This is a genomic window from Alkalibacillus flavidus (assembly GCF_040545925.1).
In the GTDB taxonomy this organism is placed as follows: Bacteria; Bacillota; Bacilli; order Bacillales; family Alkalibacillaceae; genus Alkalibacillus; species Alkalibacillus flavidus.
Map to the genome: position 1 here is coordinate 1 of NZ_JBEPMX010000012.1, position 15316 is coordinate 15316.

Annotated in this window: 12 protein-coding genes, 1 pseudogene and 1 riboswitch; of the genes and pseudogenes, 5 read left to right on the forward strand and 8 right to left on the reverse strand. The window is 40.2% G+C overall.

The features are described 5' to 3' along the window. The first annotated feature begins 406 nt into the window (after positions 1–406). Together ABID56_RS10800 and ABID56_RS10805 are read left to right on the forward strand one after the other, a co-directional pair. Positions 407–1933, forward strand: coding sequence for a Ppx/GppA phosphatase family protein (locus ABID56_RS10800; protein ID WP_354221067.1), 1527 nt, complete (start codon positions 407–409; stop codon positions 1931–1933). Between the two features lie 21 nt (positions 1934–1954). Beyond that, a complete protein-coding gene (locus ABID56_RS10805; RefSeq protein ID WP_354221069.1) occupies positions 1955–4012 on the forward strand; it encodes an RNA degradosome polyphosphate kinase in 2058 nt (685 codons plus the stop codon). A gap of 149 nt (positions 4013–4161) precedes the next feature. Here the strand turns inward: ABID56_RS10805 and ABID56_RS10810 are convergent. Beyond that, a pseudogene (locus tag ABID56_RS10810) lies at positions 4162–5646 on the reverse strand (catalase); the annotation flags it as partial. Positions 5647–5772: 126 nt separating this feature from the next. On the opposite strand from ABID56_RS10810, the gene ABID56_RS10815 reads away from it, so the two are divergent. Together ABID56_RS10815 and ABID56_RS10820 are read left to right on the forward strand one after the other, a co-directional pair. Continuing rightward, on the forward strand, positions 5773–6267 hold the full coding sequence (locus tag ABID56_RS10815; protein WP_354221071.1) for a cation:proton antiporter regulatory subunit: 495 nt from the start codon (positions 5773–5775) through the stop codon (positions 6265–6267). 3 nt (positions 6268–6270) lie between these two features. After that, complete coding sequence (locus tag ABID56_RS10820; RefSeq protein WP_354221073.1) at positions 6271–7425, forward strand: cation:proton antiporter; 1155 nt, start codon at positions 6271–6273, stop codon at positions 7423–7425. Positions 7426–7454: 29 nt separating this feature from the next. Here the strand turns inward: ABID56_RS10820 and ABID56_RS10825 are convergent, their stop codons facing one another. From ABID56_RS10825 to ABID56_RS10840, 4 genes are all read right to left on the reverse strand, one after another. Continuing rightward, positions 7455–8564, reverse strand: coding sequence for a mechanosensitive ion channel family protein (locus tag ABID56_RS10825; RefSeq protein WP_354221075.1), 1110 nt, complete (start codon positions 8562–8564; stop codon positions 7455–7457). Between the two features lie 110 nt (positions 8565–8674). Continuing rightward, positions 8675–9340 (reverse strand): type 1 glutamine amidotransferase domain-containing protein, encoded by a 666-nt coding sequence (locus ABID56_RS10830; protein ID WP_354221077.1) that lies wholly within the window; start codon positions 9338–9340, stop codon positions 8675–8677. 75 nt (positions 9341–9415) lie between these two features. After that, a complete protein-coding gene (locus ABID56_RS10835) occupies positions 9416–10252 on the reverse strand; it encodes a manganese catalase (RefSeq protein ID WP_354221079.1) in 837 nt (278 codons plus the stop codon). 87 nt (positions 10253–10339) lie between these two features. Then, positions 10340–11821: a spore germination protein gene (locus tag ABID56_RS10840; protein ID WP_354221081.1), complete on the reverse strand. Its 1482-nt coding sequence runs from the start codon at positions 11819–11821 to the stop codon at positions 10340–10342. 144 nt (positions 11822–11965) lie between these two features. Between ABID56_RS10840 and ABID56_RS10845 the strand changes: the two genes are divergently transcribed. After that, positions 11966–12406, forward strand: coding sequence for a hypothetical protein (locus tag ABID56_RS10845; protein WP_354221083.1), 441 nt, complete (start codon positions 11966–11968; stop codon positions 12404–12406). A gap of 42 nt (positions 12407–12448) precedes the next feature. Here ABID56_RS10845 and ABID56_RS10850 read toward each other — a convergent pair whose 3' ends face one another. From ABID56_RS10850 to ABID56_RS10860, 3 genes are all read right to left on the reverse strand, one after another. Beyond that, positions 12449–13420: a hypothetical protein gene (locus ABID56_RS10850; protein ID WP_354221085.1), complete on the reverse strand. Its 972-nt coding sequence runs from the start codon at positions 13418–13420 to the stop codon at positions 12449–12451. Between the two features lie 243 nt (positions 13421–13663). Beyond that, positions 13664–14038, reverse strand: coding sequence for a hypothetical protein (locus ABID56_RS10855; protein ID WP_354221087.1), 375 nt, complete (start codon positions 14036–14038; stop codon positions 13664–13666). Positions 14039–14191: 153 nt separating this feature from the next. After that, positions 14192–14296, reverse strand: a riboswitch (SAM riboswitch). A gap of 42 nt (positions 14297–14338) precedes the next feature. Then, entirely contained in the window at positions 14339–15229 is an 891-nt protein-coding gene (locus ABID56_RS10860; RefSeq protein ID WP_354221089.1) for a diacylglycerol/lipid kinase family protein, read from the reverse strand. Between the last annotated feature and the right edge of the window lie 87 nt (positions 15230–15316).

Consider the following 15316-nt stretch of genomic DNA (forward strand, 5'->3'; position numbering starts at 1 on the left):
GGCTTGGAGCATCTCATAAGCTACAGCTAATCTTAGATAACAAGCTAACGTTTCTACTAGACTAGGGTCATTTACACAAAATTATTGACACTCCCCTTTTGACTCTGAAAAGTTATTATTCATTACTGTTTATTATTATCTCATTGCATAAATGAGTTTGGAAAATGACATTAGGCGATATTATTATTGATTATCAAATACTTCAAGTTATTTTCGTGCCTTTAACTAAGTTTTAGTTAAAATAGCGCTCATTTTGTTTATTATTCTTTTGTTTAATTCAAATTTGTTCTATAAATTAATGTTTGTATTTATTTTTCTAGAGAGCCACTGATTATTTCTTTACTGAATTTTAAAACTCTCTTTTCTTAGTTCATGATATAATGTAGATAAAAAAGGGGGCGCCATAGTGAAACAGTTTAGTGCGGTTATTGATATAGGAGCAAATTCCATGAGACTTGTCATTTATTCACATATTGGCTTTTTTAGGGTACAAGAAGTGGAAAACGTTAAAATGGTTGCCTATCTTCGCAATCATTTAGATAATGATTCAAATCTTACTAGTGAAGGATTAGTCGTCCTAATCGATACACTTAGCAGTTTTCAAAAAGTCATTAAATCATATGAATTAGATCACTTTATATGTGCTGCTACTTCTGCTATACGTATGGCTGAAAATCGTGAAGATATAAAAGAAAGAGTCAAAAAGGAAACGGGTCTGACTATGACCCTGCTATCTGAAGAAGAAGAAGCTTACTACGGTTATTTTGCGGTTGTCAATTCCACCTCATTCGAAGAAGGATTTACAGTAGATATTGGTGGTGGGAGCACTGAAATCACCTATTTTAAAGATCGAGAGCTTATTCATTCACACAGCTTTCCATTTGGATCGTTAACACTTATGGAATTCATTGATGTGAACAATTCCTCAAATAAACAGCTTGATCGATTAAGGGAATTCATATACGACCATTTCTCTCAACTCGATTGGATTGATGAAAAGAACGTTCCTATTATTGGAATCGGGGGAAGTGCAAGGAATATGGTTGAAATTGATCAGACCTACAAAGACTATCCTCTTGCTGGATTACATCAGTATGAGATGTTCGATTCGGATATAGAGCAAATTTCACAACATTTAATAAAATTGAATAAGAAACAAACAGAAGATATCGAAGGGCTTTCTAAGGATCGAGCAGAATCTATTTTACCAGCAATGCAAGTGTTCTACTGCCTTTATAATCTTACAAAAGCCTCTCAATTCGTTTTAAGTAGAAAGGGATTGAGAGAAGGGATCTTTTATGAACAGCTTTCAGGGAATATAAATCGACATTTGTATCATAATGTATTACAGAATAGTATTGAAGAGCTCATTCAGGAATATGAACTCTATCCTGATCAGGCAGCATACAATCGAGATCTTACTAAAAAATTATATTATCCACTTATTGATAGTGGGCTGTCCTCAATTCTTTCAGCTAGGGATTGGGATATTATGAAGTATGCCTGCGATGTTTATAACCTTGGCAGTTATGTGGATTCTGAATCAAGCTCTCAGCACAGTTTTTATCTCCTTGCCAATCGAACAATTGATGGGCTAACACATAAGGAACGTCTAAGACTTGCTTTGCTTGCATCTTTTAAAAACAAAAATGTTTACAAGCGATTCTTAAAACCTTATAAGAACTGGTTCTCAAAGTCAGAACGCCAAAAATTAAGAATTCTTGGAGCTATTTTGAAGCTTGCGTATTCCCTTAATTCTACTAAACGACAAGTTGTATCGGATGTAAACGTCTCAGTTGAAGAAGAAAAGATTTTTATCGAGTGCTTTTGTAATCAAGATTATAAACCAGAAGCTTATCAGGCAGAAAAACAGAAAAAACATTTGGAAAAAGCATTAAATACTCAAATTAATATTTCTTTTCATAATCATTGATATTGCGAGGGGGGAATAATAATGACACAAAATTCAACAATTGATCTTAATCATCCTTCTCTTTATAATAATCGTGAGCTTAGCTTGATATCTTTCAATGAAAGGGTCCTGATGGAAGCAGTAGAACCGTCTAATCCATTGCTCGAACAACTGAAATTCATAGCTATTTTTTCTTCAAATACAGATGAATTTTTTATGGTAAGGGTGGCTGGATTACTTGACCAAATTAAAGCAAACTATACGAAACCAGATAATAAAGCAGGACTCAAGCCTATTGAGCAGGTCGAGAGTATTTCGAAGAATATGACCCGCCTTTCGAAGGAACAGTATCGAATTTATCATGATTTAACTAGAAAACTACAGGATTATGGGTGTAGAATTATTCATAAAGCAAAGGATTTGGATAGTTTAGAACAGTATTTTGACGAGTTTCTCTTCCCGAATCTTACGCCCATAGTAATTGATGAGCATCAACCTTTTCCATTGCTTTCAAATAAAGCGGTTTATATTGGAGTTGAGTTAAAAAGTGAAATAAACAAAACGATATCAGCTTTTCTTAAAGTTCCGGATATGTTACCGCGGTTTGTTTTTTCATCAGAATTAGATGCGTATGTGTTCATAGAAGATATTATTTCACATTTTGCCTACAAGTTGTTTGATGGATATAGTGTGTATTCCGTAACCATGTTTAGAATAACTAGAAATGCTGACCTTACAATTCATGAAGAAGGAGCAAGAGACCTATTAGAAGAAATTGAAAAAGAATTACAGAACCGTGAAGAAGGAGCAGTTGTGCGCCTTGAAGTCGATCAAAATCCATCTCATTCCCTGCTTGAGATGCTTAAAAGAAAATTTCATGTTTTGGAAAGGGATGTTTATTATCAAAATGGGCCACTTGACCTCACGTTTCTTTTTCAGTTTTGGGAGGAAAAATCAAAAGAAAACCCTTCTTTAGCTTATCCAACATTTCGACCACAACAACCCATGTACCTTGAAAAGAACGAGAGTATTTTTTCCACAGCTAGAGAAAAAGATTTGTTCTTTCACCATCCTTATGACTCGTTTGATCCTGTTGTCTCTTTTGTCACGGAGGCAGCCGAAGATGATCAAGTTTTAGCCATTAAACAAACCCTTTATCGAGTAAGTGAAAACTCTCCGATTATCCAAGCCTTAAAAAAGGCTGCGGAAAATGGCAAAGACGTAACGGTATTAGTAGAATTAAAAGCACGTTTTGATGAGGAAAATAACGTTCAATGGGCGCGTTCGCTTGAGAAAGCAGGATGCCATGTTATATATGGTGTCCCTTTTTTGAAAACCCACAGTAAGATTATTCTAGTGGTTAGAAGACAAGGGGAGACAATTGAACGATTTGTTCACCTAGGAACCGGCAACTATAATGATCAGACAGCAAGCTTATACACCGATATGGGGATTATAACTAGTCGTCATGAATTTGGTGAGGATGCAACACGTTTTTTTAATTATTTAGCCGATAATTCGTCCAAAAATGAGTTTCGTCATTTTTCTGTGGCACCTGTCCATTTAAAGAACGATTTGATTAGTTATATTCAACAAGAAGTTATTAATCATAAAAAGCATAATAATGGAAGAATCATTGCGAAGATGAATTCATTAACAGAAAAAAGTATTATTAAAGAATTCTATAAAGCTTCTCAACAAGGGGTCCAAATTGATTTAATTGTTCGAGGGATTTGTTGTTTAAGACCAGGGATTCCAGGTGTGAGTGAAAACATTAAAGTTCGAAGTATTATCGGTAGGTTTTTAGAGCACAGTCGGATTTTCTATTTTTACAATAACGGTGATGCAAGGTATTTCCTCTCATCTGCTGATCTCATGACTCGAAATGTGAAACGAAGAATCGAACTTATGGTGCCGATTTATGAAAATTCGGTTCAGCAAGCTATTTGGGATGTATTAGATCTTCAACTTATGGATGATAAGAAGGCAAGGGTGCTTGACCGGTATGGGAATTACACTTCTTTAACGAACCGATCCGTTAACAGTCAACTAGAGTTATTAAAATTAGCTTATGAAAGAAATGGAGCAACATTTGAATGATCTTGTTATATGTCAGATGATAAGAGTGGAAGTCATAATTTTAGGCTTTAGAGCTTGGTAATAAGGTCGTTTTTTCAAGTAATGCTTTGTAAATAACAAAAAACACAAAAACTTCTCATACCACTGTCGGTAAGAGAAGTTTTTGTGTGTTAATAAGGATCTGAAGGATGTCCAATACCGTCTGAATTTAGCATGGAATCAGGTTCTGATGTTTGGTTGTTCAAACCTTGCGCGACGCGTTTGCCGTATTCTTCATCAGCTTTGGTAAGGTTTTCGATTATTTGATTTTGAATGTCTTCGTGGCATTGAGATATGGCGCCTACTAGGTTGTTGATAAGTTCGCGCTGCTCCCATTCGTTTAAACGTCGGTATGTTTCGCCTGCTTGGCCGAAGTTATTTTGTCGTTCGATCGGGCCGCGTACGATATGACCTTGTGCATAAGGTTCGTGTTCTTTGCCGGGGTTGCGGTCTTCTTGATAGCCTCCGAGAATCGACGGTTCATAATTTATGTGTGGGCTTTTGTCGTCGCCGTAATCGATTCGGTAGTCCATTAACCCGCCGTTTTGATTAGTGCGAATGCCTTTGATCGGACTGTTAATCGGTAGTTGTAAGTAATTCGGGCCGACGCGGTAGCGTTGTGTATCGGAGTAGGAATAGGTGCGACCCTGCAAAAGTTTATCATCCGAAAAATCGAGTCCATCGACTAACACGCCTGTGCCGAATGCTGCTTGTTCCACTTCGGCGTGGAAGTTTTTCGGGTTCTCATTAAGTGTCATTTTACCGACTTTATGCCATGGATATTGATCTTTGTACCACAGTTTTGTCGGGTCAAGCGGGTCGAAATCAAGCTCAGCAGGGTGTTTGCCTTCTTCCATGATTTGCACATACAGCTCCCATTCAGGATAATCCCCGTCTTCGATCGCGTTATACAAATCTTCGGTAGCGTGATTAAAATTCTCGCCTTGAATACGATTCGCTTCTTCTTGTGTTAAGTTTTTGATGCCTTGGACAGGTTCCCAGTGATACTTCACTAAAACAGCCTTACCTTCTTTGTTAACCCATCTGTATGCGTGTACGCCCGATCCTTGCATATGGCGGTAATTGGCCGGAATTCCCCAAGGTGAAAATAAAAATGTAATCATATGGGTTGCTTCTGGCGACTGACAAACAAAATCGAAAATTCGTTCAGGGTCTTGAATGTTCGTCACAGGGTCTAATTGAAAGGCGTGCACGAAATCTGGGAACTTAATCGGATCACGAATGAAAAAGATCTTTAAGTTATTTCCGACAAGGTTCCAATTGCCGTCTTCTGTATAAAACTTCACCGCAAAACCGCGTGGATCACGCAATATTTCGGGTGAATGTTTGCCATGATTAACTATGGAGAAGCGGATAAAAACAGGGGTTTTCTTGCCTTTTTCGAATACTTTCGCTCGTGTGTAATTCGAAATGGGCTCACCGTCTATGTCGCCGTATGATTCAAAAATACCGTGTGCCCCAGCTCCGCGCGCATGAACGATGCGTTCGGGGATTTTTTCTCGGTCAAAGTGACTGATTTTCTCAAGGAAATCGTAGTTTTCGAAGACTATAGGACCACGTGTGCCGACAGTTCGGGCGTTTTGGTTTCGATCTACCGTGTCTCAATTTTACGTCCTCCTTTCAAATGACATCATTAGTATGAACAAAATGCGATAAGATATTAGCCAATCACACGAATTATTAATATAATGTAGTTAATATGAATAAAGAGGAGGCCCGACATGCACTTTAACGAAACAGAATTGCCAGGTGTCGGAAAGAAAATCACCTTTAAAAATAGCGAAGGCATTTATACTGTAATGATTTTGCATCACAATGGAAAGCGTGAATTTTATTATTTAGAAGATGATGACGATGATGAACCATTATTTTCAACGACGTTAACGTCTGAAGAAACGAAGGAACTTGCGATCAAACTGTTAGGCAGTCGAGAAGATGAACCTGATGATGATTCTTATGACCATATGAGCTTGGTGCGCAAAAAAGCGTTAGTCAATTGGGTGGAGATCAAAGATCATTCGTGTATGATCGAACGCTCAGTTGGGGAAGCGCAACAAATGGCTGAAGAAGAAGTTTCGATTGTGGCGATTTTCCGTGAAGATGATCTGTTATCTAAGCCGTCAGATGATGTCATGATTGCAGATGGTGACACGTTAATGGTGTTAGGACGCAAGAAAGCGGTCGAACAGTTCGAAAACATTTGTAAGGAGTCGTAACGCATGGACCTTCCCGAAATGTTGTCGGCTGGGTTATTATTACTACTCCTTTTTTTCGTCGGATTTTTATCATTAAAATTACGTGTGCCGAATGTGATTGCCTTTCTGTTCGTCGGTTTAGTCATTGGTAGTTTGATCAGTGATTCTCATATCTTAGCGTTTGCCGGTGAAGTCGGTATCATTTTGCTTTTCTTTATGCTCGGTATGGAGTTTCCGTTAAAGCAGTTAACGGCTGTTGCGAAAAAAGTATTGAAAGCAGGCGTATTAGATCTCGTATTAAGCTTCGGTATTTCTATGGGCATTGCGCTTAGTTTTGGCGTCGACTGGATTGCAGCTCTCTTAATTGGAGGGGTAGCTTACGCGACAAGTTCGTCTATTACAGCTAAATTGTTAGAAAGCAATAAACGTATGGCGAATAAAGAATCGGAATTTATGTTAGGTTTATTAATTTTTGAAGATATTGTCGCGCCTGTATTAGTGGCGATTTTAGTTGGGTTAACAGCAGGGTCTGCGATCACAGCCGGATCCATTAGCTTAATTGTGTTTCAAGTCTTGTTGTTAATGGCAGGTGCAATTGTGCTCGCACTATGGGTGATGCCCCGTTTTCGCTCGTTTGTTGACCGTTATATTGACGAGGATTTTTTCGTGTTATTCGTGATTGGTCTTGCGTTAACATACGGCGGTTTAGCTTTGTATCTTGATTTGTCTGAAGTGTTAGGTGCGTTTTTAGCTGGTATCGTGTTAGCTGAGTTGAAACGAAATGACGATTTGGAACGGTTGGTCATTCATTTTCGTGATTTATTGTTGCCGTTGTTTTTCGTTTATTTCGGTACGAGCATTGAATTAACAGAAGGAATTCCTATGGTGCCGCTTCTATTGACATTGTTAGTTTGGTCGATTATCGCGAAAGTGGCTGTCGGTTACTGGGGCGGTCAATCGTATGGTATGTCGAAGCGGGTATCGCTCCGTGCTGGTTTGTCGTTAACGCAACGCGGTGAATTCTCAATCATCATTGCGGCGTTAGCGTCACAAGACATTCGCGCATTCAGCAGCGTGTTTATATTAATATCAGCGTTAATCGGTGTTGTCTTATTCCAAAACGCACCAAAATGGGCGAAGCGTGTCTTTCCGAAGAAAACAAAATCATCGACGATATAAAAGCCGAGGTAGGACACCCTACCTCGGCTTTACTCATCTCGCTTAAATGGTTTACTCATTCGTTCAATCGAATCGTCGTCTGCATCTAAATACAACGTTCGTGTTGGGAACGCGACAGATACTTGTTCTTCTTCTAAAATCGCCATGATTTGAAGATTAATATCTTCCTTCACTTTAACGTATTCTTCCCAAGCCGTCGTCTTCGTAAAGAAATAAAGCATAATATCTAAGCTACTACTATTGTATTCTGTGAAGCGGACGACGATCGTTTCAGGGTGAATGTCATCATGGTTCTCTAATAACTCGCGTAAACGGTCTATGACAGTCTCTAATTTATCTTTAGGTGTACTATATTCAATGCCTAAATTAAAATAAATACGCCGTTTGCCCATCTCACTCCAGTTTGTAATCGGTTCATTGGATAGCGTGGCGTTCGGAATCGTGACAACGGATTCGGCGAACGTTCGCACGAGTGTACTGCGGAATGTGATATCCTCGACAATGCCTTCCACACTAGGGCTCTCAATCCAATCGCCCATTGTAAATGGTTTTTCGGTAATGATCACCACACCGCCGAATAAGTTTTTGATCACTTCTTGAGCAGCTAAAGCGAAGGCAAGTCCGCCGAGGCCAAGGCCAGCAACAAAACCGCCAACATCATAATCGAATTCTTGGGCGATAATACTTAAGCTGATCGCAATGACGATAAATCGAATCGCTTTTGATAAGAACGGAATTAAGATTTGGTCGATTTCTAAGTTGATTTTGTCATTTACTTTCATGAGAAGTAATGACGAACTAGACGCTAAATTATACAGTCCCCATGTGATGACGATAATAATAGATGACCGAATGAAATGGAGAAACAGTTCATTATCTTGTTCAAGAAACGATACATAATCGACAGCGATATAAACCCCTACGATGACAAACAGCCAACCGACAGGGTTTTCGTACGATTTAACGACGTAATTCAGTAATTCAGATTTTGTTTTATGCGTAATGGCTAAGATGAATTTGAATATATATTTCGCGAATAATTTCCTGACCACTAAAAAGGCGAAAAAAATCGCGATGGCAATTATCAAATCATACCAATGGTTGTATAAGTGTATGTATTCCCAAAACCACCAATTCATAGTTTAAACTCCTTGTCTGATCGCCTAGTTTACTAAATTTATCATACTACAGCGTTAGAAAAACTTAAAGGCTACACCTTAAAAATAAGGAGTAGCCTTTTGGTTGCTTATTATACGGTTTGGGCTTCGATTGCTCGAATGACGCGTTCAGCCGTTGATCCACTGGATTGTGGGTTTTGCCCGGTGATGATGTTATTGTCGCGAACGGAATAATCGCTCCAATTGTCACCATGTTCGAAGTTCGCGCCTTTTTCGCGCAGTTTCGATTCGAGCATGAATGGCATATGGGCATCTAATTGCATTTCTTTTTCTTCTGAATCGGTAAAGGCTGTCACGTTTTTGCCTTTTACAATTGGTGTGCCGTCTTCATACGTCGCATTGACTAAACCAGCTGGACCGTGGCATACCGAGCCGATAACTTTGTCTTTTTCGGCGAACTGTTGTAAGACGTATTGTAATGTTTCATTTTCTGGGAAGTCGAACATCGTACCGTGTCCGCCTGGTAAAAAGATCGCATCAAATGCCCCTGCGTCTTCTTTTGATAGTTGTGCTGTATCTTTCAATGCCGTTTCGGCTGCTTTCCATTCAGGGCGGTCTTCAATGCTATTTGGATCAAGTGGAACTTCGCCACCTTGAATGCTTGTAACTTTTACATCATATCCATTTGCTAAAAACTCTAGGTAAGGTACCGCGAATTCCTCTAGCCATAATCCTGTTTTATGATCGTCTGTAATAGTCGTATGGTTTGTTAAGACCATTAATACTTGCTTTGCCATAATGATACCTCCTTTTATTGTTGCATTTGCATTTATAACACGGCCTTATTGCGATCTGCAAAAGTTTTGCTCATCTTAACACGGTTGCGGTGGAATGTGGAAATTCGTATTAAACGTATAAGGGGGTGCTGGTTCTAGTGCAGGGACGTTGCCATATGCAGGTGGGTTCGGAACGTAATGAAAGTAAGCACAACCGTCCATACTTGGGCCGCTCGCCCACCGCCCTTCTGCACTAGCTCCACCACGTGATAAATTATAAAAATCATAGGCGACTGATTTTAATTCTTGGTTAGACGGGAAGGTAGACGGGACGACGACGCCTTCTCGTTCTTCAAGTTCTTGTAAAGCAGCGAGCCACATGTTTTGGTGCATTCGATCACGAGCGATTAAGAATGACAACATGTCTTTTACCCCGCGGTCGTTCGTCATTTCGTAAAGTCGAGTAGCTTGGAGACGTCCTTGTGATTCCGCCATAACGTTGGCACGGAAATCAGCTATGAGATTACCACTCGCCCCGATGTAATCTGCTGTCCAGCTGTTGCCGTTACTGTCTTGTGGCATCGCGCCGAGTCCGGAGACGATGGCGTGCTGCGGATTCATACCACCAATAATCGCCGCCATGGCTGGGTCTTCCGCAGCTTCTTCCAGCGTTCCTGCAGGTGCATCATCTAGTAGTCGTGCAATCATCGTCGCTAACATCTCGACATGTGCCAGTTCTTCGGTTCCGACATCGTAGAGTAAATCTTTATACTTGCCTTCCATACGTAAGTTAAACCCTTGAAATAAGTATTGCATCGCAACCGAAATTTCGCCGTATTGCCCGCCTAAGATTTCTTGTAAACGTCTAGCAAAGAGTGGGTCAGGCCTTTCTGGTTTCGCTTCAAATTGTAATTCTTTGATGTGATAAAACAATATGAGTCACATCCTTTTTTTTAGTATCGTTGTATACCTATGCATTGAAGCGGGCTAATATCCGTGTTTAAGACTGAATGAAGCGGATTAAAGAATTTTTCGTTTCGGTCGCTGTCGTGTGGCGTCCGTTGTGTGCAAAATACTTGGTCGTAAATCGTTATACGGAATCGGTGAACGAAATAATGTTAACAAAAAGGCATGGCTATTAAACGGGATGAATGGCCATAAATAAGGGACGTGCAGCGTCGTTGTTTTCGCTAATAACAGAATCCAAAGAGTTATAGCGATCATTAAGCCTTCTATCCCAAAAGCAGCGGCTGCGGTTAAGAATAAAAGGCGGAAGATCCGATTCGCTAAACTGATTTCGTAACTAGGCGTGGCGTAACTACCAATGACAGCGGCTGCAATGTACAAAATGACTTCGTGCGTAAACAATCCTACTTCAACGGCAATTTCACCGATTAAAATAGCTGACACTAGACCGAGGGCAGTCGCTAATGCGCTCGGTGTATGGATCGCGGCCATTCGCAACACTTCTACACCCACTTCGGCGATTAAAAACTGGACGAATATCGGGATTTCTCCAGGTTGCTCTATACCGATGAAGTGGAATGTCTCGGTTCCTAAGTCAGGGCTCGTGGCGAGCAAATACCAACTTGGCAGTAAAAATAAAGCAATAACGATTGCTGCGAAGCGAATCCAACGCAAAAACATGCCGACTACCGGCGCTTGGCGGTATTCTTCGGCGTGTTGTAAATGGTGCCAAAATGTCGTCGGACAGATCATGACACTCGGTGAGCCATCAACAATGATTAAGACGTGGCATTCTAGTAAATGAACAGCCGCGGTATCCCCTCGCTCTGTGTAGCGCACTAACGGATAGGGACTAAGTCGTTTGCCGAATAGATATTCTTCAAGCGTTTTTTCTCCCATTGGCAAACCGTCTACATCAATCGCCTCAATCGATTGTTTTAGACGGTCAACGCTTGATTGATCCGCTATACTATCAATATAAGTAATCGCAATATCTTTTTTCGATCGTGTGCCAACTTGTAAATATTCCATATTGAGTGAGCGGTCACGGATGTGACGCCGAATTAAGCCAGCGTTAAATATGATGGTTTCGACAAAACCGTCCCGCGGCCCGCGCACAACGCGCTCTAAATCAGGTTCTTGCGGCGAGCGAATTGTATACTCGCGGGTATCGACTAAGATCGCTTCATCGCACTCTTCAATGATAAACGCCGATTGCCCAGATAAGATTTGTGTGATGATACCCTCTAAATCATTGGATGTTTCTACTTCTTGGTGTGGTATGATTGATTGCGTTAACGTTTTGATAGGGTGGCGTTTGAGGCTATCGGGTTCTAAATGTTTTAAGCTTTTTAACGTTTCCACGAGTGAATAAGTATTCGCAAAACCGTCGACATAAAATAATGCAATTTTGTGGTCACCATAGACGAGTTGGTGATGAATGACATCGAAATTTTGATCGACGCGAAGCTCATCTAATAAGTATTGGACATTGTGTTTAAAATGTTTGGAAACAGGTTTTTTGGAAGCATCCATGATGTCACCTTCTTTAAACGGACTTAGTGTTAGTATTGAAAGGTGAGGTCAACTTATACGCAAAAAAGGATGATATAGGTGAAAATAATAGGACGGATAGGTGTTTTGTTTTTTGTTATACCGGCGATTATAGGATTTGGAGAAGTGGGGAGGACAGGATCTGAATCCGTATGGCTCGTTTACTCGCTTTTGTTCGGTTTGAGTTTACTTCAAATTGGGTTTATGGAGTGGTTAAGAGTTGAAAAGCGAACTATGGTGAAGGTAAGTTTAGTAGCCATCGTTGTTGCTATTCCGTTTTTAATGATGAGTCAGTTTGTGTCGTTATTAGATTTAGCAGGGGAAGTCGGGCAAGACGTGATATATAACCATGTTAGTTTATGGCCGGTGGGTGCTTTGTCATTAGGTTTTCCGGTAGGCTTACTGTTATTAGGCGTTGCTTTATTTAAGGATGGTCACCGTAGAGGGATTGGTTTATCACTCGCAGCTGTTGTGATGGCAAGCGGCCTTGTGATCGAACCGTTCGTGCATCATATTGGCATTATGCTAGTGTCTGTTATGTTATGGGTGGTATGGTCACAAAAATAAAACATCTCCACGCCTTTTAAAAGGTGTGGAGATGATTAAGGTTTACATACCCATATCTTGCATCATGGCGTCATTCATCATTTGGTTCAATTCTTCAAATGTAATGATCTCTTCGTTTTCAGGGTCAATCGAAAACTCTACATCACCATTCATGTTGCTGTAGGTGGATTCCATTGACATATAAAATTGCATTGAATCGTCCGACTCAGGGTCTTCGAATAATAGATCAGCTTCAAATTGGTCTTCTTGAATTTGATCGTCTTCAATGACCATCGACATATCAAACTGTTCCACGGTTAAGACTTCTGACATTTCTTCCATCATCGTGTCAAAGTCTTGGTCCATCGTTGCCATGTCTTCTTCATTGAACATTTCATCGAACTCTTCCATAAAGGCTTCCATTAGGTAGCGGAAGTCCTCTTGAGTGAATGATACAGTATAGCGGCCGTCTTCTTGTGTGAATTCAGAACCGTCTTTTTGTTCTAGAAAATCATTCATAATCGTTTGGGCACGCTGTTGTAATTCTTCTTCATCGATTTCCGGCATATCTTGACCTTCGACGTTTTGCATCTCTTGTAAGTCCATTTTGATTAATTTACCTTTAGCTTCTTCAGGGACTGGGAACATCATGCCCAGGCTCTCTGTTAAACTGTCGGTTTTCATATACATCGTTTGGTTTTCAAGATCTTGCAAGAATGGAAGTTTAAAGTCTAACGTAAACGGTGGCATTGAACCGCTGACGTCTAATACAGCTTCTTGTAATTGTTGATTCGAATCATATGTTTGATCCACTTGTAATTCTAAATCGTTAATCACGCTCGTTAATTGATTAAACATCGGGTCGTTCATGTCACCGTTTAATTCAAAATCTAAACTAGATGACGACTGGTAGCTTTCGGCGTTCATAAGGCCATCGAATGCGTCGACCACCACTTCCTTATCGCTGCGACTTTCTCCACATGCTGCTAATAAGACAACGAGTGCAATAACAGCAGTGACTAGAAGTCTTTTCATACTTGTATTCCCCTCTCCTAAATAATTACAACCTAATCATAACATATTTTGACTGCACAAAGTGTTGAAAGTCGTAAATTTATTGCATGATTTTTTATCCAGCTTAAGTTATTAAATAATTCCGCTTAGTTATTTCAAAAGGTCGCTCATTTATGAAATAAATATAAGGAGTTATCTCAAAACTGAAGAGGTGCTATAAATATACCCGCGCTAAAATAGTTAGCGCGGGTGAGGTGCATGCCTTTATTTCTCCCATTCTGCTTTATGAGCATCAGGGTCACGTTCGTTGTGGGGAAGGCCGGCTACGATCGCTTCATAGCGTAAATAATGTTCGAAAGCGTCTGGTCCGAGTTCTTTTAACTTCAAAACAGCATCTTCGGTAATGGTAAAGGTTAGTTGTTCTTTCGCGTTTTTGGATAATGTGAATAAATAATAGGGTTTTGTTTCGTGTTCACCTATTTCATCTAGTACATCGTCACGTTCAGCTTCAACACGACGATGCGTGATAGCCCAATTGTAATATTCTTCATTCAGTCGCTCTTGAAGGACTCGTGCCGCAACGGACACCACTTGGCTCGCATCAGCATGCTTCATATACATCGATTTCGCAAAACTCATTTAAACATCGCTCCTTTTTATCGTGAATGACGACAAATTATCAAGCGATTGATTGGGATGAGCGTCACGTTCGAACCTCCTTTCATCGAATTAGACATAAAAAAAGCCTGTCACTCGGTGATCGAATGACAGGCTTCACTTACCGCTCAATATCACTCATCACCCAGGTGATAGTCACCTGCTGGTAGGGGCACCTTAACGTTTGTCAGGTTGCCGTGGGGTCTTAGAGCCAGTTCTCTTACCCACTCTTGATAATATGTCCACCATTAGTTTAACAAATATTGAATCGAATGTCTAATATTAGTCTTTTTGCACAATAAAGCGTAGCTTTGTCTCGCCAACAGATATGCGAGCAGGCGTCGTGATGTACGTTTCCCCATCGGTATCGACTTCTAATGATTGATCAGATTGGACATTAATCGCCCTCGTTTGGAAATGGCGAATTTGCTCGATTTGTTTTGAACGGCTAAACACATTTTTCAAGGATAGCCATTCTTTAATCGTATTCATATTTGATTCTTCCACGACGATGACATCTAACAAGCTGTCGTTGACTGAGATATCATCTATTGGAAAATGGTGAGTCCCGATAAAATACCCGTTCATCACGAGCAACATCGCTGCATCGATTTCATAGTCTCCATCTTCAGATGTCACATAAAACCGTTTCGTGTCACCTTCTTGGAAAGACTGAATTGCACTTATAAAATAACTTAACGTGCCAAACGATTCTTTTAGCTCTTCATCAATGCCTTCAGACGCATCTGTGATGAGTCCCATACCAGCGAAATTCGTATAGTAGTGGTCATTAATCTTGACAATATCAAAGTCTTGAATTGTATGGTTGTCTAATAGAGCACCGAATTTTTTAAGGTTTTGAGGCAAGCCAAGCGTTCTCGAAAAATCATTACACGTCCCGCCAGGTAATAATAATATCGGTGGCACATTGTCTGTTTCCGCTAACTCATTCACCGCTGTATGTAAAGTCCCGTCGCCCCCGTACAAAATGAGCAGATCATAATGGTGGACTTGGCGGCACTGTTCTTTCAGTTCATCTTCAGCCAACGTTTGGATGAGGCTAATCTCTTTAACGTGCGCCGATAATGCCGGCATGATTTGTCTTAGCATCGCTTCACGTTCTGCTCCATCTTTATTGCCATTGAATAAAAATAATGCGTGACGATATGTCATGTCATTACCTCCCTGTTACCACCATAATTTCCCTTTCTGAAAAAATTGAAACAATATCCTATAACGTTATGGAAATTTATAAGTATG

Excerpts from the sequence above, each read along its gene's own strand:
- ABID56_RS10830 (WP_354221077.1), bottom strand. The coding sequence starts at position 9,340 with ATGGCAAAGCAAGTATTAATGGTCTTAACAAACCATACGACTATTACA.
- ABID56_RS10805 (WP_354221069.1), top strand. The coding sequence starts at position 1,955 with ATGACACAAAATTCAACAATTGATCTTAATCATCCTTCTCTTTATAAT.
- ABID56_RS10815 (WP_354221071.1), top strand. The coding sequence starts at position 5,773 with ATGCACTTTAACGAAACAGAATTGCCAGGTGTCGGAAAGAAAATCACC.
- ABID56_RS10825 (WP_354221075.1), bottom strand. The coding sequence starts at position 8,564 with ATGAATTGGTGGTTTTGGGAATACATACACTTATACAACCATTGGTAT.
- ABID56_RS10820 (WP_354221073.1), top strand. The coding sequence starts at position 6,271 with ATGGACCTTCCCGAAATGTTGTCGGCTGGGTTATTATTACTACTCCTT.
- ABID56_RS10855 (WP_354221087.1), bottom strand. The coding sequence starts at position 14,038 with ATGAGTTTTGCGAAATCGATGTATATGAAGCATGCTGATGCGAGCCAA.
- ABID56_RS10860 (WP_354221089.1), bottom strand. The coding sequence starts at position 15,229 with ATGACATATCGTCACGCATTATTTTTATTCAATGGCAATAAAGATGGA.
- ABID56_RS10840 (WP_354221081.1), bottom strand. The coding sequence starts at position 11,821 with ATGGATGCTTCCAAAAAACCTGTTTCCAAACATTTTAAACACAATGTC.
- ABID56_RS10850 (WP_354221085.1), bottom strand. The coding sequence starts at position 13,420 with ATGAAAAGACTTCTAGTCACTGCTGTTATTGCACTCGTTGTCTTATTA.